We start from the raw sequence: 21,605 nt of genomic DNA, 5'->3' as shown, positions 1-21,605 counted from the left end.
CTAAACGCTGCCTGCCATGAGGGAGAAATCCCGTTCCTGGCGGACCGCCCCTGTACAAAAATGGCGGGTCAAGGTACACCGACGGCATGATGGTGCAAGTGGAGCGTCTGTCGCACAACTTCGGTTCGTACTGGGCGCTCAAGGATGTCTCCTTTTCGCTGGCCAAGGGCGAATTCCTGTTTTTGACCGGCCATTCGGGCGCTGGCAAGACCACGCTGTTGCGGCTGCTCTACGGAGCGCTGCCGGTGACGCGCGGTCGTGCCGTGGTTTCGGGCATGGAGCTGAACCGGCTGAAGCGGCGTCAGGTGCCTTTGCTGCGGCGCAAGGTCGGCGTGGTCTTTCAGGATTTCAAGATCCTGCCCAAGCGGACGGTTTTCGACAACGTGGCCATGGCCCTGGAGGTCCGGGGTATGCCCCGGACGCACCTGGAGCGCCGGGTGCGGGCCATCATCCGGGCCATGGGCCTGGAGGCCAAGTCCTACTCCCTGTGCGAGCGGCTCTCCGGCGGCGAACAGCAGCGGGTGGCCATCGCCCGGTCCATGGTCGCCAACCCGGAGCTGATCCTGGCCGATGAGCCAACCGGCAATCTGGACTTCGACCTGACCATGCATCTCATGGAAATTTTCAAGCAGTTCCACACCTACGGCACCTCGGTCATCATGGCCACGCACAGCCGCGAGGTTCTGGAATGCGTGCCCGACGCCCGCATCCTCCACCTGGAGGGTGGCCGCGTGGTCATGGATGGAGACTCCAGCTGGTACGACCCGGAAGGGCCGGGCGGAACGCTCGGCGTGGCAGGGGTGGATGACGATGAGGACGAGGATTCCGGCGAGGATGACAACCCGTTCGGGGAGGGGTGGTCGTGATCGGGCAACTCTTCCGGCTCACCTTGCGCGGCATCGCGGATTTCATGCTCCACCCCGTGGCCCAACTGCTCACGCTGGTCGCCGTGGCCATGGTCACGCTGCTCACCGGCCTGATCCTGACCGGGATTTTCAACGTGAACCTGGAGCTGGCCAAATCGCGCGGCGAGGTGGAGTTTCAGGTCTACTGGAAGACCGGCCTCAATGGTGAGGCGGTGCGCAAGGACTGGGGCGTGGTGCAGGCCATGCCGCATCTGGACGAGTTCAAGACGTACACCCCGGAGAGCGCGCTCAAGGAGCTTGCCGACACCATGGGTGAGGGCGGCGATTTTTCCTGGCTTGAGGAGAACAATCCTTTGCCGTACTCCGCCCTGGCTTCGTTCAAGGTCCCGCCCGAGGCCCAGAAGCAGGGGTGGGCCAATGCGCTGCTCACGGACCTGAGGAGCCTGCCCGGTGTGGACCAGGTCGATTACACCCCGTTCCAGGGCGATCTGGCTCAGGGCTGGACCACCATCGCCAAGGCGGTCATCTGGCCCGTGCTCGGCTTCCTTGGGCTTGTCGTTTCCCTGGTGGTGCACAACACCATCAAGCTTTCGCTCATGACCCGCATGGATGAGGTGGAAATCCTCTCCCTGGTGGGCGCACGGCCGAGCTATATCCGCTGGCCCCTGTTGACCGGCGGCTTCATCCAGGGGCTGCTCGGTTCACTGGGGGGCATCGGCCTGCTCTATGCGGTTCACGCCTTTACGGCGGACGCCCTCAACTTCCCGCCGTTCATGCTGCAAATCCATTTTCTGCCCCTGTCCCAACTGGCCATGCTGGCCGGAGGCGTAACCTTGGTCTCCATGGCCTCCAGCTGGGTTGCCGTGAAATAGCTCCACAGGGGCAACAGCCCGGAATCAAGGTCCTTCCGCATCCTGGCGAGGGAGGGGAGCCCCCGGTCCGGTGTCATCCTCCTCATTTGGCCATCCCCTTTGGGGGGGGCGGCTTTATTCCCGTCTATCCAATCGGCAACTGAAAGAGATAGCTTCACTTTTGGCGATGAGTCGACCGTCAGCCCAATGATGACGCCGATTTTTCGTGCAGAGACCCTAAAGATAGGCGTTTGCCTTCCGATAAGAAGGACATGCAAATACAGGGCAGCCATATCAACCTAGGGTTCATGCAGGACTTTGCCGCGCAGCAGCGACAGGGCAAGGCCGTTGACTCGTCCGGGGATATGCTGATCGATGCGCCGGGCAAGCGGCTCGGCCAGTTGGCCCAGGCCATCGGCATCGATCCCGCCCATGCCGGGCTCACACCGGCTGCCGAGGCCCTGGCCAAGGCTCCGGGCCAGCAGGGCAAGCTGCCCGTGGAGACCGTCACCGATGCCACCGGCCAGCGGTCAGGCGAGCTGACCCTCGGCGCGGTCTTCGCCCATGAGGTCATCCGCCGCCTTGAGGAGAACGGAACCGGCACCGAGACCGGTGCGGACGGCGAGCAGAAAGACTCCTCCGACCTGCGCCAGTCCCTGGCCGACACCATGGACTGGATTCGCGAGCGCTTCGGCGACGACGCGGCAGCCGCGGCGGCGGGGTCCATTCTCAAGGCCACCGGCTCCGGCGTTACCGAGGAATCCCTCTCCGACGGCCTTGTCTCCACCCTGAAGATTATCGACCGCAACTTCGGCTTTGCCGCGGGCGATGCGGCCATCGCCCAGTTCAACGGCTCGCTGAACAACGCCATCAACACCTACTTCGACAACGGGTCCGACGAGGTCTTCTTCGCCGGCGAAGCCCCTGTGGGCGGTGCGACCGCGACCCAGGACCTGACCACGCGCCTGTATATGCGTGCGGTGGAAGCCTCTGCCGGTGACCCCGCCGACGAGGTCAACCTTACTGAGCAGCTTCTCAACGACCTCAAGGGTGATCTGGACGAGACCGCTCAGCTGCAGGACCTGACCAGCCAGCTCGAGGCCGAGTTCTCCCCGACCTCAGCAACCTACCAGGCCGCCATGGCCGCCTATGGCGCGGCAGGCACCACCGCTGCCGAGCCGCAGTTCGCCGACCTCGCGGTCTAGTTTCCTTTGTTTCGAGCCCGTCAGGGCCGGTTTTCGATGGCTGAAAGCAGCGCATCGAGGCTTTCCTCTATGGACCGGCAGGCTGTGTCCAGGCGGATGACGTCATCCCCTTCCCATGGATCGTACTTCCTGGCGAGCACGTCCTCCCATGTCGGGAGCGCAAGGCCCTGTATGTCGGAGGAGCGAGACTCCACCCGTTCGCGGTGGCGGGTTGGGTCGGAACAGGTGATCTCCAGGTTGACCCTGTCGGAATCGGCTCGCTCGGCAACATCGTTCCACTCATCCCTCGTGAGGGCGATGGGGTTGCAGCAGTCGGCCACGACGCTGACCCCGTTCAGGAGATTGTCCTGGGCAATCCTGTAGGCGAGCCGGTATCCCTCGCCTTGAACGTCACAGCCGCAAAGGTCCCTGAGCCCCTGCTCGATGGTGTCGATCCGCAGGAAGCATGCTCCGAGGTGCCGCGAGAGGCATCGCGCCAGTGTTGTCTTCCCTGTCCCGGGGAGGCCGGAAAATACGTACAGCACGGGTCGGTCGGTCATGTCGCATCCCTTGTTGAGCTTGGTGAAGTCCTTTAGGCGGGTGACCGGGCAGCGTCACCCCGCGCCATTTCTGTAGGAGATGTGGGCGGGAATGAAAAGTCCGGCGTGCTGGAATTCCCTGGCTGGCCGCGCAGTCCCCGGGGCAGGAGATGGGGCGCCGGCCAAACGAGGTCGGAAGACGAGCCTTTCCGGCGGGGGGCAGGAAATAATCGACGCATATGTTCAGCAGGGCTATGGTCGAGGCATTTCTCTATTCGGATAGTTGCAATTGTCGATAAAACCAGCCGGCTGTGCCGGAGTCTGAGGGTAAAGGGAATGGGCGGTTCCGCGACATGGCTCAATAAAGAAAAGCTGTTGCCTACGATCATCCTGGTCGAGAGCGTGGTGCTTGTCTGCCTGATCCTGATCGCAGCCTACGGGTTGGCCATGCAGAAGGTCTCCCTGGACAGGCTGAGCGGCGCAACGCATATCCGGTACGAATCCTACCAGCTTGCCGACCAGCTTCGGCAGAGTTCCGACGACCTGACGCGGATGGTTCGGACCTATACGGCCACAGGCGACGCCCGGTTTGAGAAGTATTTCTGGGAGATTGTCGCCATCCGGGACGGCATGAAAACGCGCCCGGGAGGGTATGGCCGTATTTATTGGGACTTCGTCACGGCCGATGCGAAGCCCCCCTCCTCCGGGGCCGGGGCCAGGGTGCCGCTGGAGACGCTGATGCGCCAGGCCGGAGTCACGGATGAGGAGTTTGACCTGCTGTCCAGGGCCAAGCTCAATTCCGACGCCCTGATCCTCATGGAAATCGAAGCCATGAACGCCATGAAGGGAATCTTCAAGGATGCCGAGGGGAAGTATGCGAAAAAGGGGGACCCTGACCCAGTCAGAGCCAGGGGAATCGTCTTCGGGGCCGCCTACCATGAGGCCAAGCGTGGCATTATGCAGCCCATCAATGACTTTTACGCGGCCATCGACATGCGGACCGGAAAGGCCGTGGCCCAGGCGCAGGCTCGGGTAGACTTCTATCGGGGCCTGCTGGTGCTGGTCTATCCCTTCTCCATCGCCGTCGTCGCCCTGCTTTTTCTGACCACGAAGCTGGCGCAGAAGGTTCATGTGGGTCAACTGGAGAACTCCATCGAACAGCAGGGCAGGTATCTGGAGGAGTTGCGCGAGGCCAAGAAGCAGGCGGAGCAGGCCAGCTACGCCAAATCCATGTTCTTGGCCAACATGAGCCATGAACTGCGAACGCCGCTGAACGGCATCATGGGGATGCAGCAGCTCCTGAAGTCCACCAGGCTGGATGAGGAGCAGTCCCAATACGTATCCCTTGCCATCCAGTCGGCGCACCGGCTGACCGGACTTCTCAGCGATATCCTGGATCTGACCAAGATCGAATCCGGCAAGATGCGGGTTGTCGAAACCCCGCTGGATATTGCCAGGGTCTTCAATCTGGTCGAGCAGCTTTTCGGTCCGGCATGCGGCCAGAAGGGCATCCTGCTGAGCCGGCACATGGATGAAGGCATTCCCCCGAACCTGCTGGGCGCTTCCGTGCGCCTGCAGCAGATCCTGAACAATCTTGTGGGCAACGCCGTGAAGTTTACGGATACGGGAACGATCGCGGTGTCCGCCTCGCCGTTGAAGAACAGTCCGCCCGGACAGGTGCGGGTCCTGTTTTCCGTTTCGGACACGGGTATCGGCATTGACGAGAACCGGATCGAGGAATTGTTCGAGGAATTCACCCAGGCGGACGAAGGGTTCCGCCGCTCCTACCAGGGGGCGGGGTTGGGCCTGTCCATCGTGCGCCAACTGGTGGGGTTGCTGGGCGGCAACCTCTGCGCCATGAGCGAGCCGGGAAAGGGCACGGCCTTCCATTTCAGCCTGCCGTTCACCATAGGGGAGGCCCTCCAGCCAGAGACGGAGGAGGCGGTTGCAGTCCCCTGTGAGCCCTCCTCTTCCCACGCCATCCTGTTGGTGGAGGACGAGTCCGTGAATCGGCTGGCAATCAAGTCCATCACGGAAAGGGCGGGATACCGGGTGGTGGCCGTGGGGAACGGAAAGGAAGCTCTCGAGGAATTGGCGGACCACGATTACGACCTGGTCCTGATGGATATCCAGATGCCCGTCATGGATGGGGTGGAGGCGACCAGGGCCATCCGGGACGGCGCTACCGGTGAGGCCAACAGGAACATCCCCATCGTCGCCCTGACCGCCTACGCCATGGCCGAGGACCGGGACAAGTTCCTCAAGGCAGGGGCGGATGAATATCTCTCCAAGCCCGTTCGGGAGGAGAACCTGGTGGCAACGGTCGGCACCCTGCTCCGCAAGGCCGACAAGTGCGCTCATTAGAAGGCGACGTCATCGCCCGTCGCAGGCCGTACCGCCTGAACGCCCGAAAAAGAGGAACGCCCGCCCCGGCATTGCCGGAGCGGGCGTTGAAGTCTGTCTTGTCCCTGGGGGCTACTGAATCTTGTTCTTGGCCACGTACGTGTGGACAAAGGCCTCGGCCTCTTCCATGGAGTTGACCGAACCGGCGATCTGGGCCTTGAGCAACTGCTGGCGGATTTCGCCGATGACCGGGCCGGGATTGAGCTCGGTCATTTCCATGATCTGGTTGCCGTCGAGCATGGGTTCGATCTCGTTGTCCGGGATGTCGGCGCGCTCGGCCATCTTCAGGTTGTGGTTGTACTCGCGCCAGGAGCCGTCGCGGGCCTTGATGTCCGCTTTGACCATCTCCATGATGCGCGGATATTCGTCCAGGGAGCGCAGTCGCCGGATGCCCTTGTCCGTGAGCATGAAGTGCGGGCGCATGTGGTTCTGGACCAGATCGCAGATCAGGTCGATGTCCTGCTCCTCGAAGCGCAGTCGCTTGAGCACCTGGCGGGCGGCCTTGGCCCCGACCCGGTGGTGCTGCAGGAAGTGCCACTGCTCGTCATAATATTCGGCTGTGTAGAGTTTGCCGAGGTCGTGGAAGAGGCAGGCCACGGTGCCCTTCCAGTCGTAGGGCAGCTCCTCGGGGTAGGCCTTCATGACGTCCAGGGTGTGCTGGAGCACGGTCTCCTCGGCTCCTTCCTCGGGGTTGCGGATCTGCTTGATCCGCGACAGGGCCGCGATCTCCGGGATCAGGCCGTGCAGCAGCATGGAATCGAAAAGCAGGGCGAAGAAGCGGTACATGGACTCCGCTTCGACCTTGTGCCACTCGTCCAGAAAGTCGGCCATGGGCACGAACTCCAGGACCTGCGGCGCATTGCGTACGATGGCCGTCCAGGAGTTGGGCGCGATCTCCTTGTCGAAGTTCGCGGCGAAGCGCAGGGCCCGGTAGGCCAGGGAATAGTCCTTTTTCAGCGCCTGGTCCGGGTCGCCCTTGAAGCGGATTCTGCCTTCGGCGAAGTCAGCGAAGTCCGCATAGGTGTCCTTGGCCTTGGGGATGAACGGGCAGACCGCCGAGAGCGGAATGTCACCGCGCTGTTCCAGCCGCTTGAGCAGCCGGGGAGTCATGGTCGAGATGGCCTCGCTCAGGTGCGAGGCGTCGTCCACGTCGGCGGCGTAGAAATAATAGGTGGTGTCGCCCTCGGTCAGGAATCCGACGATACCCTTGTCGTCGGAAGCCGTCAGGCTGGGGAAATACTTCTGCAATTCCGCCAGGCCGGCGTCGGTGCAGATGTCCAGCTCCTTTTCATTGCCGGCTTCGCTCAAGGTAAGCGCCTGCAAACGGACGTTGACCACGTAGGCGTCAAAGCCGTTGCGCATGATGGTCTTGCAAAATCCTACCGCGTCTTTGAAAGGCTGACTCATGTCTCTCCTTGTGTCAGCTGGCCGCGAGCGGGGACATCGGCTTGTGCGCCGGTCTCGCCCGGTCTTCGGGACAGCGTCTATTGTGTCGATTTTTTCGCGGCCGTGGCCGCGTGAGCAACCGATTTATACAATCTTTTTGCCCTGAATGAAATGGGTTTTTACCCGCCCTTTCAGAGTGGTTCCCAGCAACGGCGTGTTCTTGCTCTTGGAGTGCAGGGTGTCCGCCGCCACCGTCCATTCCTCGTCCTCGTCGAACAGGAAGAAGTCCGCCGGGTCGCCCACCCGGAAGGTGTTCACCGGCAGGTTGAAGATGGAGCACGGTGCCATGGTCCAGGCGCGGATGAATGCGCCCCTTTCCAGCTTGCCCTCGCGTACCAGTTGCCAGGTGACGGACAGGGCCGTGTCCAGCCCGGTGATGCCGCACGGGGCAACGTCGAACTCGGTCTCCTTCTCATGGCCTGCATGGGGCGCGTGGTCCGTGGCCAGGCAGTCGATGGTTCCGTCGTTAAGGGCGTCCAGCATGGCCTGCCGGTCGTCTTCGGTCCTGAGCGGCGGGTTGACCTTGGCGTTGGTGTCATACTGCGTGGCCTCGCCCTCAAGATAGTCTTCGGTCAGCAGCAGGTAGTGCGGCGCGGTCTCGGCCGTGACCCTTACCCCCCGCGCCTTGGCGAAGCGGATCAGGTCCACGGATTTCCTGCACGAAATATGCGCCAGGTGGATGGGCAGCTCCAGGTACTCGGCCAGCAGCACATCGCGGGCAACCTGGAGCGCCTCGGCCATGTCAGGCTGGGCGGGCAGTCCGAGGCGGCTGGAAACCGCGCCCTCGTTCACGCCCGCGGCCACGCCCATGTAGGGGTCCTCGCAGTGGTCGATGACCACCCGGTCCCAGTCGGAGGCGTATTCCATGGCCCGGCGGAACAGCTCGGTAGACTTCACCGGCACGCCGTCGTTGGAGAAAGCCGCGCAGCCCGCATCGGCCAGTTCGGCCATGGGGGCCAGCTCCTCGCCCTTCAGCCCCTTGGTCAGCGCGCCGATGGGGAACAGCCTCGGGCCTCCGGGCCAATGGCGGGCGGCCTTCTCAAGCATCATCTCGGTCACCGGGGCCGTGTCGTTGACCGGCTTGGTGTTGGCCATGCACATGATGTTGGAGAATCCGCCCCAGGCCGCGGCGCGCAGTCCGGACTCGATGTCCTCCTTGTATTCGAAGCCGGGCTCGCGCAGGTGCACGTGGCAGTCCGTCATGGACGGCAGCACCGTCAGCCCGGACGCGTCCACCACCTGGGCGTCGCCTGTATCCAGCGTGTCGGCGGCGTCCCGCACTTCGGCAATGGCGCCGTCAGACACCAGAATGTCCACTTCCCTGTCGTCAAGCCGCGCCCTGCGGATGATCAAATCTATGTTCGCCATGTCTACCTCCATGGTGGCCTCCGGCGGCCGGGGGAAGGGGAGAGAGGGACCCCTTTGCAAAGGGCTTCCCTCTCTCCCCTTCCCCCGGACCCCCATCCCCTCTCTCCCTCCTAAACTCTTTGGTGCGCTTCGCGGGGAGCGGGATCGGTGGCCGGGCCAATTATTTCAAATATGCTGTCAAGTTATCTTGTTCAGTTTGTTTGGGTGTCGCACCGGAGGTGCGAAAAGGGGTTTCCAAAGGGCTCGCCCTTTGGCCGCCGGAGGCGAAGTCACCCGACCTCGCCGCGTAGCGGCATCCCTACCCTACTCTTCACCCTTGCGGGTCATGTACAGGAACAACAGGGCCATGCGTACGACCACGCCGCTGGAGACCTGGTCCAGGACGAGTGACCCTGCGCTGTCGGCCAGGTCGGACGAGATCTCCACGCCCCGGTTCATGGGGCCGGGGTGCATGATGCGTACGTCCGGGTTGGCCAGGTCGATGTGGCGCTGTCCCAGGCCGAAGGTCCGGGAATATTCGCGCAGGTCGGGCAGCAGGCCGTCCTTCTGGCGCTCCAGCTGGAGCCGCAGGCACATGACCACGTCCACGCCCTTCACGGCCTCGTTCAGGTCGGAGTAGACCGTGACCGGCCACTGCTTCACGCCGTGGGGCAGCAGGGTGCGCGGTCCGCAGAGCCGGACCTTGGCCCCGAGCTTGTTCAGCAGGATGACGTTGGACCGGGCCACGCGCGAGTGGGCGATGTCGCCGAGGATGAGCACGGTCTTGCCTGCCACGTCGCCCCACTCCTGGTGCAGGGTGAAGGAGTCCAGCAGCGCCTGGGTGGGGTGGGCGTGGCGCCCGTCGCCGGCGTTGATCACTGCGCACTCCAGCCGGTCGGCCAGAAATCGCGCCGCGCCCGAGCACCAGTGCCGGATGACGATGGCGTCCGGGGCCATGGCCTGGAGGGTCAGTGCGGTGTCCTTGAGGGTCTCGCCCTTGGTCAGGCTGGACGAACTCTTGGCCAGGGAGAAGGTGTCCGCCGAGAGCCGCTTGCCGGCCACGTCGAAGCTGGTCTTGGTGCGCGTGCTCGGTTCCGCGAAAAAGAGGATGACGCTTCGTCCCTTGAGGGTCGGCACCTTCTTGACCGGCCGCTCCTGCAACTCCTGGAACCGCCCTGCGGTTTCGAAGATCGTGGTGATCTCGGATCGGGAGAGCTGGGAGACGTCCAGTAAATCCTTGTGTTGCCATTTCATCTTTAAGTAGCCTCCAACAGACTAGAAAAGCTCGTATATTTTATCAGGAACCATGGAGAAAGCGGCGAGCTTTCCCGGCTCCAGCGTGCCCAGTTTGCGCCCTGCGCCCAGAATCCTGGCCGGGGTGCGGGTGACCATGGCGAGCAGGTCGTCGAACCCGAGCCCACCGTTGAAATTCTTTTTGAGATACACCGCCTCGTTCCACAGGTCGAGATCATCGTTGGACGCGGCCGAGTCCGTGCCCAGGCAGAGGGGAACGCCCGACGCGGCCCATTTCTCCCACGGGGCGCGGCCCACGCCGATGAATTCGTTGGAGCGCGGGCAGAGGCAGACCGTGGCCCCGGATTCCCGCACCGTTTCGATGTCCTCGTCCGTGACCCTGACGCAGTGCACGGCCAGGGTGGTCTCGTCCAGCAGGCCCAGGGCCGCCGCCTGCTCTACCGGGCGCTTCTTCGGCGGGGCGAAATCCAGCAGTCGTCCGCGCCCCTGGAGCAGGTCGAGGAATGCGCTCGGCTCCCCGGCCATGATCGCCACCTCGTCGTCGTGCTCCGCCAGATGCAGGGAAAAGGGCAGGGAACGCTGCCGGGCTTCGGCCTTGGCCGCCCGGAGCACATCCACGTGAGTGGTGTACAGGGAGTGTCCGGCCACGGAAAAGGTTCCGTGCTCGAACTCGCCCTTGGGGAGAAATGTCTTCTTCGGAACGGTCTCGCCGATGGCCTCCACGAAGACCGCAAAAGAAAGGCCGGAAGCTTCGAGCACTCCGGCCATCTTCTTGGCGAAACGGGTGGCGATGTCTCCGACCATTGCGGTGCCGGTTCGCTTGAGCTCGGTTACCGCTTCGTCCAGTGCCGTCTGGTCGAGATCGAAGATGGGTTGTTTGAGGAGGTCCTCCACCCAGGTGACGAACCCGGCCCCTCGCGGGCATTTGCCGCGCAGGTGGGCGAGTTCCAGGTGGGAATGGGCGTTGACCAGGCCGGGGGCCAGGGTGACGTCGCCCAGGTCGGTGACGGTGCCGGAAAAGGAACTCCGCAGGTCGGCGTGGCGTCCGATCTCCTGGATAATCCCCTGGTGGGCGATGATTGCGGCGTCTTCGATGACAGGCGCGCCCGGGATCATGGTCGCGGCTTTGGCCGCACGAAAAAGTTCAGGCATTCGCTGCGTTCGGCTTCCTTTGGCAGGGCAGATGTTCTGGTGACGTGTCCGCGCACGGACTGAAAGTAAGAGGTACTGCTTTTCCGATGGAAGGTCCAGTCATTTCCCTGTCGGGAAACGCGATGCCTCAGCGGCCGGAGAGGGTGAAATACGCGTCGCCGACGTAGCGGACGAGAGTCTTGTCCAGGTGTATTTCAGCATATTTTTCAACCAGATCGCCGCCGTGGCCGAAGAGCTCTCCCTGGTAGCGGCGGGGGACCTCCAGCAGGGCGGGCGGGGTGTCCAGTTCCGCGGCCTTTTCCCGGACGATCTCGAACAGGGCCAGGCTGCGCGCCGACTGCCCCAGGGCCGGGTGCCACGGTCCGGCCAGGATGTGTTCGGCCAGGGTGCCTTCGGGTGGCAGACCCAGGCGAATGACCCGGATGCCCGCCTCCCACAGGCGCGGCAGGGCGGCGGCCAGCTCTTCCCTGGCGCGGTCCACTGTCCACGGCATGAACAGCCCGTGGCCCCAGAGGGTGGCCAGCGGGGTGCCGCGAATGACCAGGCAGGGATAGAGGCGCACGGTTTCCGGCGCCAGCAGGACGGCCTGATGGACGTCATCCCGGAATACGCCGGGACGGTCTCCAGGCAGGCCGGGCAGCAGCTGGATGCCGAGGGCGAGTCCCGTCGCCTTGACCAGGGCGCAGGCGCTGCGGGCCAGGTCGCCGTCATAGCCTCGTCCGGCTTTTCTCAGGGCGTCGTCGTCAAAGGACTGGATGCCCAGCTCAACCATGTCGAGGCCCATGTCGCGGAGAGCGGAGAGCCATTCGGCTTCGACGCAGTCCGGCCTGGTGGAGCAGCGAACCCGGGTGACGAGACCCAGCTCGCGGTAGCCTCCGGCCACATTGAGGAATTTCTCCTGCCAGGCGCGGGCCAGCGCCGTGAAGGTGCCGCCGTAAAAGGCCAGTTCGTACGGGCCGCGTCCATCGGCAAGGGCGGCGTCCAGATCCTGCTCCATGTTTCGGAGTACGTCAGTGAGGTCGGCGTCTCCTTGCCCGGTTTGCTTGTCCTGGGCGCAGTACACGCAGCGGTAGGGGCAGCCTGCAAAGGGAATGAATACCGGCCAGACGCGGGAGCGGGCGGGTTCCGGTTCGGGATGGGCAAAGCGAAGTCGGCCGGTCATGGAGTGCCTCGATGGCGGGAGGTTCAGGTGCGGACTGCGAAAATCAGGACCAACACGGTTCACCCTACGCCTGAAGGCGCGCTTTGAAAAGAGGCGGGTATTACCTGGCGGGCCGGTTCATCCAGCTCCAGGCGTGGGCGATGGTCTCGCGGATGTCCGTGTAGCGTGGCGTCCAGCCAAGGGCCTGTTCGGCCAGGGTGCGGTCCGCCACCAGGCGCGGCGGGTCTCCGGGCCGTCGCTTGCCGGACAGGGTGCGGATGTCCCTGCCCGTGACCTCGCGTGCGGCCCTGATGATCTCCCGCACCGAGCAGCCGGTTCCTGTGCCGAGGTTGATGGCGGCGGACTTGTTGTCCTCCAGATAGTCCAGGGCGCGGACATGGGCGTCTGCAAGGTCGCTGACGTGGATGTAGTCCCTGATGCAGGTGTTGTCCGGGGTATCGTAGTCCTCGCCGAACACGGTCACGGACCGTTCCGGGTCGCGGGCGGCCATGAGCACCAGCGGGATGAGGTGGGTCTCGGGGTCGTGGTCCTCGCCTGTCTCGCCCTCCGGGTCGGCCCCTGCGGCGTTGAAGTAGCGCAGGGCGCAGTGCCGTGTGCCGTAGGCCCGCCCGAAGTCCTCGAGCATGCGCTCGACCATGAATTTGGACCAGCCGTAGGGGTTGATGGGCCACTGCGGGTGGTCTTCGGTCAGGACTTCGGTCTTGGGAATGCCGTAGGTGGCGCAGGAAGAGGAGAAGACCAGGGGCCTGACATCGTGATCACGCATGGCTTCCAGCAGGGTCAGGGTGGCGGCCACATTGTTCCGGTAATATTTGGCCGGGTCGTCCACGGACTCGCCCACGTAGCAGTAGGCCGCGAAATGGATGACGCCCGCAGGACTGTACTCTTCGAAGATCCGGTCGAGCAGGTCCTGGTCGCCCATGTCGCCCTTGACCAGCGGGCCCCATTTGACCGCGCTCTCATGGCCGTGGACCAGGTTGTCAAGGGTGACGGGGGTCAGGCCGCGTGCGGCCAGCGCCTTGCAGGTGTGGCTGCCGATGTATCCGGCGCCGCCGGTGACGAGGATGTTCCGGGTCATGTGTGTCTACTCGTATTGATGGTTCGTTGAGTCGGAGTTGCCGGAATGCTTCCGTCAGATGCCCGCCATCTGCCGTGCAAAGGTCTCGGTGCGGTCGTCCAGGGAGTCGAGCATGGCGCGGGCCTTGTCCAGCTGTCGGGTGAGCACCCGGGTTTCGCTTTCGGTTCGTTCGATGCGGGCGAAGCTGCGCCGGGCGGCCTCGCGGGGCACGAACTCGTTGAGCAGGATGCAGCACCACTTGATACCGAAGAGCGGGAACAGGGCCACGCCCCGGTCCCGGTTATAGCCCAGGGACTCCAGTTCGGGCACCACGGTGGACAGGAACCGGTGCTGGAGTGCGTCCGCCAGGTTCATGGCCGGGTGCAGGCAGAAGTCCGCCAGGGTCTTGGACGGGTCGTCCCAGCCGAAATACTCGTAGTCGAAGAAGGACAGGCCGCCGTCTGGCCGCTTTACGGCATTATGCAGGCCGAAGTCGGAGGGGCTGAGGATGCGCCATTCCTCAGGAATCTCCCGGTCCACGGTCATACCCGCGCTCTCAAGGCGTTCACGGCAGCGGCGGGCGTATGTGACAATGGCCGGTCGGAGCCGCTCGGCCAGGAAGTCGCTCAGTTCCCGGCACAGGGGGCACTCCTCGGTGACGCCCTCCAGCCGGGCAAGTCGGGTCTCGATGTTTTCCAGAATGCCCGTCACCGAGAAAAAGGCCTCCGAGGCCGGGGAAAATCCGGCCTCGCGTGCCTCGTCCGTGGTGGAGAGGCGGATGAGCCTGAGCAGGAACTCGGCGGCCAGGTCCATGTCCCGGCTCGTGGGTTCCGTCACCTTGGTTCCCTCCACATAGGCGAGCATGGAGACCTGCCGGTCCGTGTCCAGGGTCAGCAGGCGCGGCGCGGACTCGACCCCGGACCGCTCCAGGAAGCGCAGGGCAAGGGCCTCGGTGGCCTGGCGGTCCCGCTTGTCGGACGGGTCCACGAAGTAGCGTTTGAAGACCATGGGGTCACGGCCCGGCGGCTGCACCAGGAAGACCTGGCTGTTGCGGCCCCCACCCAGGGGCGAGGCCTCGGTGCCGGGCGGCAGATCGAAGAACGCGGTGTCCACGTAGGGTGTCCTTTTCGGCATCACGGCCTCCTGTCGGGAAAAAGGTGATCGGCGATGGCCGGCCACGGTCCGGCCAGGGTGCAGCAGTCCGTGCCCTCAGGGCGCTCCCGGTACAGGATGCGCTCCACGCCCGAGTCGAGGTCCGGGTGGCAGAGGACCTCGGGCAGGTCGTCCACGAACACATCGCACCCCAGCCCGTTGATGCGCGCCGCCTTGGCCGCGCGGGTGTCCTCGAAAAAGATCTCGCCTGGCGAGAAGCCGAAGCCTCCGGCGCAGACCGGCAGGAAGAAGCCCCTGGCCTCCATCCAGCCAAGGGCGGCGCGGCGCAGGTTGATCCCACCGGGGTCGATGGCCGCGAACTCGGTCTTGTGGCTGACCACGCACAGCTCCGCGCCCCGGTCGCGGCACAGGAGCAGGAAGTCCCCGGCCCCATCGGTCAGCCGCCCCCGGTCGATGTGGTGGCCGTAGACTGCCACCTGGAGGAGCTGCCACACTTTGTCGTCATGGTGTTCCCAGACGTGGGCGCGCACCGCCGCCTTGTCCGGCGGAGTGGACTCCGGCGCCAGCCCGCGCTCCACGGCCAGGTCGCGGAACGCGTGGCCGTAGGCCACCAGGGTGTTGTCGAAGTCCAGGCCGATGCGCATGGGTCATCCTTGGCAGTCGGCGACCATCATGTCGATCCAGTGGTGGAGCACGGCGGCGTGCCCGGACTCGGCCAGGCCGTAGGTGCCGCCGGGCAGGTAGAAGTTGAGGCCGCCCGCCTGCCTGAGCCGGTTGCCGGGCTCCATGGCGGTCAGGGTGACCACCTCGCCGCCCAGTTCCCGCGCCATGGCCGCGGCGTTGACCACGTTGGGCGAGTTGCCGGAGCTGGAGATACCCACCAGCATATCGCCGGGCTGCATGCGCCGCCTGAGCGGCTCGGCAAATACCTGGTCGTAGCCGATGTCGTTGGCCACGGCGGTGATCAGGGCCAGGTCCGAAAAAACCTCGGTGCGGATGTGCGCGTTCTTGGCCAGGTCGGCGGCCACGTGGCTGGCCATGGACGCGCTCGCCCCGTTGCCCACCAGAAAGATGGTGCCGTTCCGCCGCTTCAGCTCGCGGGAGGCGTGGCACAGGTGCTTGAAGCCGGCCTCCACGTCCATGGGGCCGCTGCCGTTGCTCACCTCCAGCCGGGCAAGGCAGTCCGCGAGACAGGTTACCATATCAGTCCAGGCCATAAGCTACCTCCGTTGGCTATGCGTCCCGCCCGGTCAGCCGGGCAAGGGACGTCCGCACATCCTGAAATACATACCCCGCCAGCTTCGGCGAGGGAAGGAGTTCCACCGGACCGGGCCGGGAGAAGGACTCCTTCAGGTCGGCCACGTGTATGGGCTCCACCTGGTTGCGGTCCGTTCCGGCGGCTTCGGCGGCCATGAGGGCGAGGTCCAGCCGGGAGATCGGCCCGGCAGCCACGTTGGCGATGCCGGACTCGTTGCGGGCCATGAGCCGGAAGGCGCAGGCCGTCACGTCGTCAAGATGGGTCGGGCAGAAGACCAGGTCCTCCGCCGCCCTCTCCACTCCACCCCTTCGCAGGGTGGTCAGCATCCCTTCCAGCAGGGCACCGGAGCCGGGCGTGGTGTCGTAGACCTTGGAGAGCCTGACGATCAGGCCCATACCCCTGCTAGCCTCCTGGAAATTCGCTTCCACCTCGGCCTTTTGCCGTCCGTATTCGTTCACCGGCGACGGGGGCGCGTCGTCCGCATAGGGCGAAGCCGTGCCGTCGAAGACCTGGTCCGACGAAAACCAGAGTGGCCTGATGCCCAGGTCCGCCAATTGCCGGGCCAGGGACAGGGTGCCCTTCACGTTGCATCGCCTGGTCTCCTGGGGGAACGCCTCGCAATGGGCCAGGCCGGGCACGGCGGCAGCGATGATGCCCCACTCGTAGCCCATGTCCTCCACGCCCAGGATGGAGAGGTCCGGGCGCTCCAGGGGCACGGAGTTGCGCGTCAGCCCCATGGCGTCGGGGAAGGCGCGCCTGGCCGTCTGGTGCATGGCCCGCCCGATATAGCCTGACGCGCCGATGACAAGGGTTTTGGGAAGTGCGGCGTACATGGCTATTTCCCGTTGAGCGGCCTGAGAAACCGGGCCGGGTTGCCGCAGTAGTACCCCGGTTCGGTGATGTCCCTGGTCACGACGCTGCCCGCGCCTATGACCACGTTGTCGCAGACCGTGACCGGCAGGAGCGTGGCGTTGGTGCCCACGGACACGTTGTTGCCGAGCACCGTTGACCGCCACAGGGACTGGTCGCCACGGGCCGGGCCGTCGTTGGTGAAGGGGTCGTTGACGAACTTGGCCCCGTGGGAGATGACGCAGTCGTCGCCGATGGTCACCAGGGAGCAGATGAAGGCGTGGGACTGGACGCGGCACCGTTTGCCTACGATCGCATCGGACTGGATCTCGACGAAGGGGCCGATGAAGGTGCCCTCGCCGATGGTGCAGCCGTAAAGATTGGCCGGGGCCATGACCGTGACGTTTTCGCCGAACACGACGTTATCCGCGATGCCTGTCTGCCTGATGTCGACCATGACGCCTCCTAGACGAATTCCATGTGTTCCGGGTCAGCGCCCAGGTACTCGTGCACGAGCAGGTTCTTGGCGTTGGCCACGCAGTGGTGGTTGCAGTGGACCGAGGGGTCGATCTTGAAAAACCGGTTCTTGTCCGAAAACCACAGCTCCCTGAACCGTTTGTCCTTCAGGGTGCCGAGCAGCCCCTCCTCCAGGTTGTAGGCCTTGTCCTGGCAGGGGTAGAGGTTCAGGTCCGCGCCGATGACCGGCAGGATCTGGCAATAGGGGCACGAGGCATAGGGCTTGCCAAATTTCTCGTCCAACTCATGGTAGGCGTCGTAGATGAGAAAGTCCTCCGCATCGAGGGCCGCCTTGGCTTCGGCCACCTGCTTCGACACGGCCTCGAAGAACGGGCGGTGATATTCGTTGTTGCGCGCGCCGTCGTTGTCCACGATGCAGGGCGAGACCTTGACCGAGTCAACCCCGGTGTCCCGGAGCCGGAAGAGCAGGTCTCGCACGTGGGCCTGGTTCTCGCTGTCCACGATGAGGGAGACGCCGAGGTAGCACGGCCCGCCGAGCCGTTTGAAGGCGGTCATGTTCTCCATGAGTTCGCTGAACGCGCCCTGCTTCACGCCCCGGTAGCGGGCGTAGCTCTCGTCGTCGTAGCCGTCCAGGGAGACGCGCAGCCAGGTGCCCTCGTGGGCGAAGAATTCGGACAGCTCGCCGGAGAGGCGCGAGCCGTTGGTCAGGGAGGCGACCTTCACGCCGCCTGCCTTGAGCGCCGTGGCCGTCTCCAGCAGGTGCGGGTAGACAAAGGGTTCGCCGCCGCCGGAAAAGGTGACCGCGCCCACGCCCATGTCGATGACGTCCTCCACTATCTCGGCCATCTTTTCACGCGGGATGGCATCCGAGGTGTCCATGTCCTGGCCGAGCTGGAGGTTCTCCGCCCGGTAGGCGCAGTAGCCGCAGTTGTGGTTGCAGCGGTTGGTGGGCTTGATGCGGATATGCAGGGGCGGCAGGATCTCGCGGTCACGCGGCAGCGAGTCGAGCTTGTCCTTGTAGTGGAAGATTTTCATCTTGGTGTAGAGCAGGCCCATGTCACTCCCCCTGTCCCAGCAGGGACTTCACCGTGGAGACGATGCCCCCCGGCCAGATGCCGTAGCGCTCCATGATCTTGTGCTGGGTGCCGTAGTGGTCCGGGAAGACGTCGGGCAGCCCGACGCGCTTGAACGGCACGCCTCCCAGGCCAGCCTCCATGAGCGTCTCGGCCACGGCCGAGCCCAGCCCGCCGAGGATGGTGTGCTCCTCCACGGTGACTAACGCCTTTCTGCCCTCTGTGGCGGCGCACAGGCCTGCCGCGTCCAGGGGTTTGACCGTGGGCATGTACAGGATGGAGGCTGCGATGCCGTCCTTTTTCAGCAGCTCCACCGCGTCCTTGCAGAAGCGCAGCCCCACGCCGGTGGTGACCAGCAGTGCCTCGCCGTCCTCGCCGTAGCGGTAGGACCTGCCGATGGCGAATTCATGGCTCGGGTCCGTGACCACGGGGTCGTAGCCCTTGGCCAGCCGGATGTAGATGGGGTGGGGCCAGTCCAGGGTGGTCTCCATGAACCGCTCCATCTCCTCGGCATCCGCCGGGCAGACGATGGTCATGTTCGGCAGGGCGCGCATGAGGGCGATGTCCTCCACGGCCAGGTGGGTGGAGCCCAGCGGGGCGTAGACCAGGCCGCCGCCGTTGCCGATGAAGCGCACGGGCAGGTCGTGCAGGCAGGCGTCCATGGCCACCTGCTCCAGGGCGCGGCGCACGATGAAGGTGGCGATGGTGTTCACGAACGGGATCTTGCCTTCCAGGGCCAGCCCGGCGGCAAGTCCCACCGTGTTCTGCTCGCAGATGCCCTCCATGATGAACCGGTCCGGGAACTCCTCCCGCATCTCCTTGAGGGTGCCGAACCCGAGGTCCGAGCCCACGAAGAAGACGCGTTCGTCCCGCCGGGCCAGTTCATGCACCATATTGAGGCATTTCTTTCTCATTCTCGCTCCGGTTATTTCGGGTTGCAGGCCAGCACCATCAGGTAGTGGCACATGGGGTCGAACCCGGTATGCAGCACTTCGTCGTTCATGCCGAAGAAAAAGACGTTGGCGAACCGCTCGGCGGCGGCCTTGTAGAGGCGTTCCGCCGTGTACATGTTGATGTGCCCCTTCTGGCTCTCCGCCGAGGCGTACTGCGAGGCCGTGTCGTTGGGCGTGCCCAGGACGCAGATGCCGTCCTTCGCCAGGTTGGCCAGGACGGTGTCGATGAACCGGCCTTCCTCCTCCGGGGCGATGTGTTCGATGACGTCCAGGCTGACCACCGCGTCGAAGCTGCCGTATGTCTTGCCCAGGAAATCGTCGGCCACGAAGGAGAGCTTGTCGCCAGCCAGGTTTTCCTTTGCCCAGGCGATGCCGTCCGCGTCGAAATCCACGCCGGTAAAGGCGGTGGCGTTCTCGGCCAGGATCAGGGAGGCCACGCCCTCGTTGCAGCCCAGCTCCAGCACGGAGCACTCCCGGTAGCGGGGCAGCATCTTGGCTGCGGCCTTGTACCGGGACAGGGTGAAGAGCAGGTGGCGGGGATTCTCCAGCACCTGGTGGCTGAAATATTTGGACAGGACCAGGCTGCGGTCCGCAAGCCCGTCCATCACTTCCATCCAGAGTTCATGCGACATGATCACTGCTCCAAGGGCGGCGTCACCAGCCAGTTTGCGGGCACGCGGCGGACCCGTTGGTAAATGGCCGCGGAAAGTTCGGGCGGCAGGCAGATGACCACGGTGCTGCCCTCGGGGGTGGCCTCGGGCGCGTATACCGGCCTGCCGGTCATGGGGTTGGTCCCCTGGCGCGAGGGATCGTCGTCCACGTAGAACCCGGCCTCGCCCAGGGCGCCGGTCAGCCACATGGCCGCGTTGCCCGTGCCGAAGATGCCGAAACGGTTCTTGCCCGCCGATTCCATGGCCCTGGCTGCCATGTCGCGGACGGCCGCGAGCCAGCCGAGGGCCGCATCGAGGCCCGGTCCGGCCGCTTTGCCCCTGTCCCACGGCCCCTTGCCGGGACGGGCGATGACGGTCAGTTCGCGCGGCACGATCTCCTCGGACAGAAAGACCGGCTTGAAGCCGCCCCTGTCCAGGACGTGCAGCAGGGACACGGCGTCGTAATGCACGGCGTGGTCCGCCACCACCAGGTCGAAGGGGTTCTCCCGCCACAGGGGGAGCTGGATGACCAGAGCCCCTTCGGAAGAGAGGCGATCTTTGATCAGGCCGAGAAATTCCACCGGTTCCGCCAGGTGTTCGAGCACGTGCATGGCCGTGATCAGGTCGAAGGTCCCGGCCACGCCAGCCAGTTCGCCGGTCAGCAGCGAGCCGCCTCCGCACACGGCCTCCACGGCCTCGCGGTGGCGGTCGTCCAGCTCCAGGCCGGAAAGCTCCCAGCCGGGGTGGGCCGCCCTGAAGGCGCGCAGCAGGTTGCCGTTGCCGCAACCCACGTCCAGGAGCGAGCCGCTGTCGGGCAGGTCCATGGATTTGCCCAGGGCGTACACGAGCTTGGCCGAGCGGGCGTCCGGCCTGCCGTCGAACACCGTCGGTTCGGTCCCTTGCGTGGACTGGCCGTACATGACGTAGGACGAGTAGATCATCTCGCACTCGGCCTGGAAGGCGTCGTCCATGACCTTCTGAATCGTGCCGCACACGGGGCAGCGGCCCAGGCTCCCGCCGGGCGGCAGGGGGCGGCTGTCCGATCCCACTCGGGGGAGGGTGCGGTATGCCTCGGCGAATTCGAGGCTGGGCGTGCGGCAGACGATGCAGGAGGACATGATCAGCCGATGGCCTCCCTCATTTTCGCGGCCTGTTCCTCGGAAATGTTGGACTTGTGGTGCCACTCCAGATTGTTTTCGGCGAACGGGAACCCTTTGCCCTTGACCGTGTGGCAGATGAGGGCCGAGGGCTTGCCGGGTTCGAAGGGAACGCTCTTCAGCACCTTTCGCAGCTCGTCCACGTCGTGGCCGTTGACCTCGCGCACCGCGAAGCCGAAGCTCCTCCACTTGTCGGCGAAGGGCTCCAGTTCGGCCACCTCGGCGGTCTCGCCGTAGGATTGGAACTTGTTGTAGTCGACCATGGCCGTGAGGTTCTCCAGGCCGTGCTTGGCCGCGCTCATGGCCGCTTCCCAGACCGAGCCCTCGTTGCACTCGCCGTCGCCCATGACGGCAAAGACACGGGCCGGGTTCCTGTCGGCCTTGAGCGCCAGGGCCATGCCCACGCCAACGGGCAGGCCGTGTCCCAGCGCACCGGTGGAGACCTCCACCCCGGGGATCTTGGAGGCGCAGGGATGGCCGCCGAGCAGGCCGCCGTCGGCGCAGAACTCGCCGAGCCGTTCCAGGGGGAAGAACCCCTTGTCGGCCAGCATGACGTACTGGGCGATGCAGCCGTGTCCCTTGGACAGGATGCAGCGGTCGCGGGCCGGGCTGTCCGGCGCCACGGGATCGAAGGAGAGGACGTCGTCGTACAGGACGCGCATGATCTCCATCAGGCTGGCCGAAGCGCCGAGGTGCCCCCGGCTGGCCGAGGCCAGTACGTCCACCAGGCGGTGGCGGAGGGTGACGGAGCGTTCGTCCAGGGGGGCGGCGAGGGCCGCGTCGTGTCGTAATCCGGGTTCTTTTTTCATACTGC

21 protein-coding genes are annotated in these 21,605 nt (G+C 64.9%); 4 read left to right on the top strand and 17 right to left on the bottom strand.

The window, feature by feature from the left end; genetic code table 11:
• The first annotated feature begins 89 nt into the window (after positions 1-89).
• The 3 genes from ftsE (at position 90) to GM415_RS04385 (ending at position 2,922) form a co-directional block, all read left to right on the top strand.
• Positions 90-866 carry a cell division ATP-binding protein FtsE gene (gene ftsE / locus GM415_RS04395; RefSeq protein ID WP_158950762.1) on the top strand — a complete coding sequence of 259 codons (777 nt, stop codon included), beginning with the start codon at positions 90-92 and terminating at the stop codon, positions 864-866.
• Entirely contained in the window at positions 863-1,738 is an 876-nt protein-coding gene (locus GM415_RS04390) for a cell division protein FtsX (protein ID WP_158946617.1), read from the top strand. Before ftsE ends, GM415_RS04390 begins: the two co-directional genes overlap by 4 nt.
• Before the next feature lie 251 nt (positions 1,739-1,989).
• Positions 1,990-2,922 (top strand): hypothetical protein, encoded by a 933-nt coding sequence (locus GM415_RS04385; protein ID WP_158946616.1) that lies wholly within the window; start codon positions 1,990-1,992, stop codon positions 2,920-2,922.
• 20 nt (positions 2,923-2,942) lie between these two features.
• Here the strand turns inward: GM415_RS04385 and GM415_RS04380 are convergent, their stop codons facing one another.
• Positions 2,943-3,461: a P-loop nucleotide/nucleoside kinase family protein gene (locus GM415_RS04380; RefSeq protein ID WP_158946615.1), complete on the bottom strand. Its 519-nt coding sequence runs from the start codon at positions 3,459-3,461 to the stop codon at positions 2,943-2,945.
• Between the two features lie 354 nt (positions 3,462-3,815).
• On the opposite strand from GM415_RS04380, the gene GM415_RS04375 reads away from it, so the two are divergent.
• Positions 3,816-5,804, top strand: coding sequence for a response regulator (locus tag GM415_RS04375; RefSeq protein WP_158946614.1), 1,989 nt, complete (start codon positions 3,816-3,818; stop codon positions 5,802-5,804).
• Positions 5,805-5,915: 111 nt separating this feature from the next.
• Here GM415_RS04375 and GM415_RS04370 read toward each other — a convergent pair whose 3' ends face one another.
• From GM415_RS04370 to GM415_RS04295, 16 genes are all read right to left on the bottom strand, one after another.
• Positions 5,916-7,250 carry an HD domain-containing protein gene (locus GM415_RS04370; protein WP_158946613.1) on the bottom strand — a complete coding sequence of 445 codons (1,335 nt, stop codon included), beginning with the start codon at positions 7,248-7,250 and terminating at the stop codon, positions 5,916-5,918.
• A gap of 123 nt (positions 7,251-7,373) precedes the next feature.
• Positions 7,374-8,657: a dihydroorotase gene (locus GM415_RS04365; protein WP_158946612.1), complete on the bottom strand. Its 1,284-nt coding sequence runs from the start codon at positions 8,655-8,657 to the stop codon at positions 7,374-7,376.
• A gap of 303 nt (positions 8,658-8,960) precedes the next feature.
• Complete coding sequence (locus GM415_RS04360) at positions 8,961-9,890, bottom strand: aspartate carbamoyltransferase catalytic subunit (RefSeq protein WP_158946611.1); 930 nt, start codon at positions 9,888-9,890, stop codon at positions 8,961-8,963.
• Positions 9,891-9,911: 21 nt separating this feature from the next.
• Positions 9,912-11,042, bottom strand: a complete 1,131-nt coding sequence (locus GM415_RS04355) for an amidohydrolase family protein (RefSeq protein ID WP_158946610.1) — start codon at positions 11,040-11,042, stop codon at positions 9,912-9,914.
• A 127-nt stretch (positions 11,043-11,169) separates the two neighbouring features.
• Positions 11,170-12,204: an elongator complex protein 3 gene (locus GM415_RS04350; RefSeq protein WP_158946609.1), complete on the bottom strand. Its 1,035-nt coding sequence runs from the start codon at positions 12,202-12,204 to the stop codon at positions 11,170-11,172.
• 100 nt (positions 12,205-12,304) lie between these two features.
• Positions 12,305-13,282, bottom strand: a complete 978-nt coding sequence (gene galE / locus GM415_RS04345) for a UDP-glucose 4-epimerase GalE (RefSeq protein ID WP_158946608.1) — start codon at positions 13,280-13,282, stop codon at positions 12,305-12,307.
• Positions 13,283-13,336: 54 nt separating this feature from the next.
• Positions 13,337-14,395: a phosphotransferase gene (locus tag GM415_RS04340; protein WP_158946607.1), complete on the bottom strand. Its 1,059-nt coding sequence runs from the start codon at positions 14,393-14,395 to the stop codon at positions 13,337-13,339.
• Positions 14,395-15,018 (bottom strand): HAD family hydrolase, encoded by a 624-nt coding sequence (locus GM415_RS04335; RefSeq protein WP_158946606.1) that lies wholly within the window; start codon positions 15,016-15,018, stop codon positions 14,395-14,397. The genes GM415_RS04340 and GM415_RS04335 overlap by 1 nt, the downstream gene beginning before the upstream one ends.
• Positions 15,019-15,021: 3 nt before the next feature.
• Entirely contained in the window at positions 15,022-15,591 is a 570-nt protein-coding gene (locus GM415_RS04330; RefSeq protein ID WP_158946605.1) for an SIS domain-containing protein, read from the bottom strand.
• Between the two features lie 16 nt (positions 15,592-15,607).
• The gene (locus GM415_RS04325) at positions 15,608-16,465 is read right to left on the bottom strand and encodes an SDR family oxidoreductase (protein WP_158946604.1); all 858 of its coding nucleotides are present in this window, start codon (positions 16,463-16,465) and stop codon (positions 15,608-15,610) included.
• A 2-nt stretch (positions 16,466-16,467) separates the two neighbouring features.
• Positions 16,468-16,938 (bottom strand): acyltransferase, encoded by a 471-nt coding sequence (locus GM415_RS04320; protein ID WP_158946603.1) that lies wholly within the window; start codon positions 16,936-16,938, stop codon positions 16,468-16,470.
• Positions 16,939-16,946: 8 nt separating this feature from the next.
• Positions 16,947-18,014, bottom strand: a complete 1,068-nt coding sequence (locus GM415_RS04315) for a radical SAM/SPASM domain-containing protein (protein ID WP_158946602.1) — start codon at positions 18,012-18,014, stop codon at positions 16,947-16,949.
• Between the two features lies 1 nt (position 18,015).
• Positions 18,016-18,945: a transketolase family protein gene (locus tag GM415_RS04310; RefSeq protein WP_158946601.1), complete on the bottom strand. Its 930-nt coding sequence runs from the start codon at positions 18,943-18,945 to the stop codon at positions 18,016-18,018.
• Positions 18,946-18,956: 11 nt separating this feature from the next.
• Positions 18,957-19,616 carry a class I SAM-dependent methyltransferase gene (locus tag GM415_RS04305; RefSeq protein ID WP_158946600.1) on the bottom strand — a complete coding sequence of 220 codons (660 nt, stop codon included), beginning with the start codon at positions 19,614-19,616 and terminating at the stop codon, positions 18,957-18,959.
• Between the two features lie 2 nt (positions 19,617-19,618).
• Entirely contained in the window at positions 19,619-20,752 is a 1,134-nt protein-coding gene (locus GM415_RS04300; RefSeq protein WP_158946599.1) for a class I SAM-dependent methyltransferase, read from the bottom strand.
• A 2-nt stretch (positions 20,753-20,754) separates the two neighbouring features.
• Complete coding sequence (locus tag GM415_RS04295; protein WP_158946598.1) at positions 20,755-21,600, bottom strand: transketolase; 846 nt, start codon at positions 21,598-21,600, stop codon at positions 20,755-20,757.
• Positions 21,601-21,605 lie beyond the last annotated feature (5 nt).

Source organism: Pseudodesulfovibrio cashew (genome assembly GCF_009762795.1).
GTDB lineage: Bacteria > Desulfobacterota > Desulfovibrionia > Desulfovibrionales > Desulfovibrionaceae > Pseudodesulfovibrio > Pseudodesulfovibrio cashew.
This window is presented reverse-complemented; position numbering and strand designations above follow the sequence as displayed.

Coding starts and splice junctions, on each gene's coding strand:
- ftsE (WP_158950762.1), top strand. CDS start 90: ATGGTGCAAGTGGAGCGTCTGTCGCACAACTTCGGTTCGTACTGGGCG.
- GM415_RS04385 (WP_158946616.1), top strand. CDS start 1,990: ATGCAAATACAGGGCAGCCATATCAACCTAGGGTTCATGCAGGACTTT.
- GM415_RS04380 (WP_158946615.1), bottom strand. CDS start 3,461: ATGACCGACCGACCCGTGCTGTACGTATTTTCCGGCCTCCCCGGGACA.
- GM415_RS04370 (WP_158946613.1), bottom strand. CDS start 7,250: ATGAGTCAGCCTTTCAAAGACGCGGTAGGATTTTGCAAGACCATCATG.
- GM415_RS04365 (WP_158946612.1), bottom strand. CDS start 8,657: ATGGCGAACATAGATTTGATCATCCGCAGGGCGCGGCTTGACGACAGG.
- GM415_RS04360 (WP_158946611.1), bottom strand. CDS start 9,890: ATGAAATGGCAACACAAGGATTTACTGGACGTCTCCCAGCTCTCCCGA.
- GM415_RS04355 (WP_158946610.1), bottom strand. CDS start 11,042: ATGCCTGAACTTTTTCGTGCGGCCAAAGCCGCGACCATGATCCCGGGC.
- GM415_RS04350 (WP_158946609.1), bottom strand. CDS start 12,204: ATGACCGGCCGACTTCGCTTTGCCCATCCCGAACCGGAACCCGCCCGC.
- galE (WP_158946608.1), bottom strand. CDS start 13,282: ATGACCCGGAACATCCTCGTCACCGGCGGCGCCGGATACATCGGCAGC.
- GM415_RS04340 (WP_158946607.1), bottom strand. CDS start 14,395: ATGCCGAAAAGGACACCCTACGTGGACACCGCGTTCTTCGATCTGCCG.
- GM415_RS04335 (WP_158946606.1), bottom strand. CDS start 15,018: ATGCGCATCGGCCTGGACTTCGACAACACCCTGGTGGCCTACGGCCAC.
- GM415_RS04330 (WP_158946605.1), bottom strand. CDS start 15,591: ATGGCCTGGACTGATATGGTAACCTGTCTCGCGGACTGCCTTGCCCGG.
- GM415_RS04325 (WP_158946604.1), bottom strand. CDS start 16,465: ATGTACGCCGCACTTCCCAAAACCCTTGTCATCGGCGCGTCAGGCTAT.
- GM415_RS04320 (WP_158946603.1), bottom strand. CDS start 16,938: ATGGTCGACATCAGGCAGACAGGCATCGCGGATAACGTCGTGTTCGGC.
- GM415_RS04315 (WP_158946602.1), bottom strand. CDS start 18,014: ATGGGCCTGCTCTACACCAAGATGAAAATCTTCCACTACAAGGACAAG.
- GM415_RS04310 (WP_158946601.1), bottom strand. CDS start 18,945: ATGAGAAAGAAATGCCTCAATATGGTGCATGAACTGGCCCGGCGGGAC.
- GM415_RS04305 (WP_158946600.1), bottom strand. CDS start 19,616: ATGTCGCATGAACTCTGGATGGAAGTGATGGACGGGCTTGCGGACCGC.
- GM415_RS04300 (WP_158946599.1), bottom strand. CDS start 20,752: ATGTCCTCCTGCATCGTCTGCCGCACGCCCAGCCTCGAATTCGCCGAG.
- GM415_RS04295 (WP_158946598.1), bottom strand. CDS start 21,600: ATGAAAAAAGAACCCGGATTACGACACGACGCGGCCCTCGCCGCCCCC.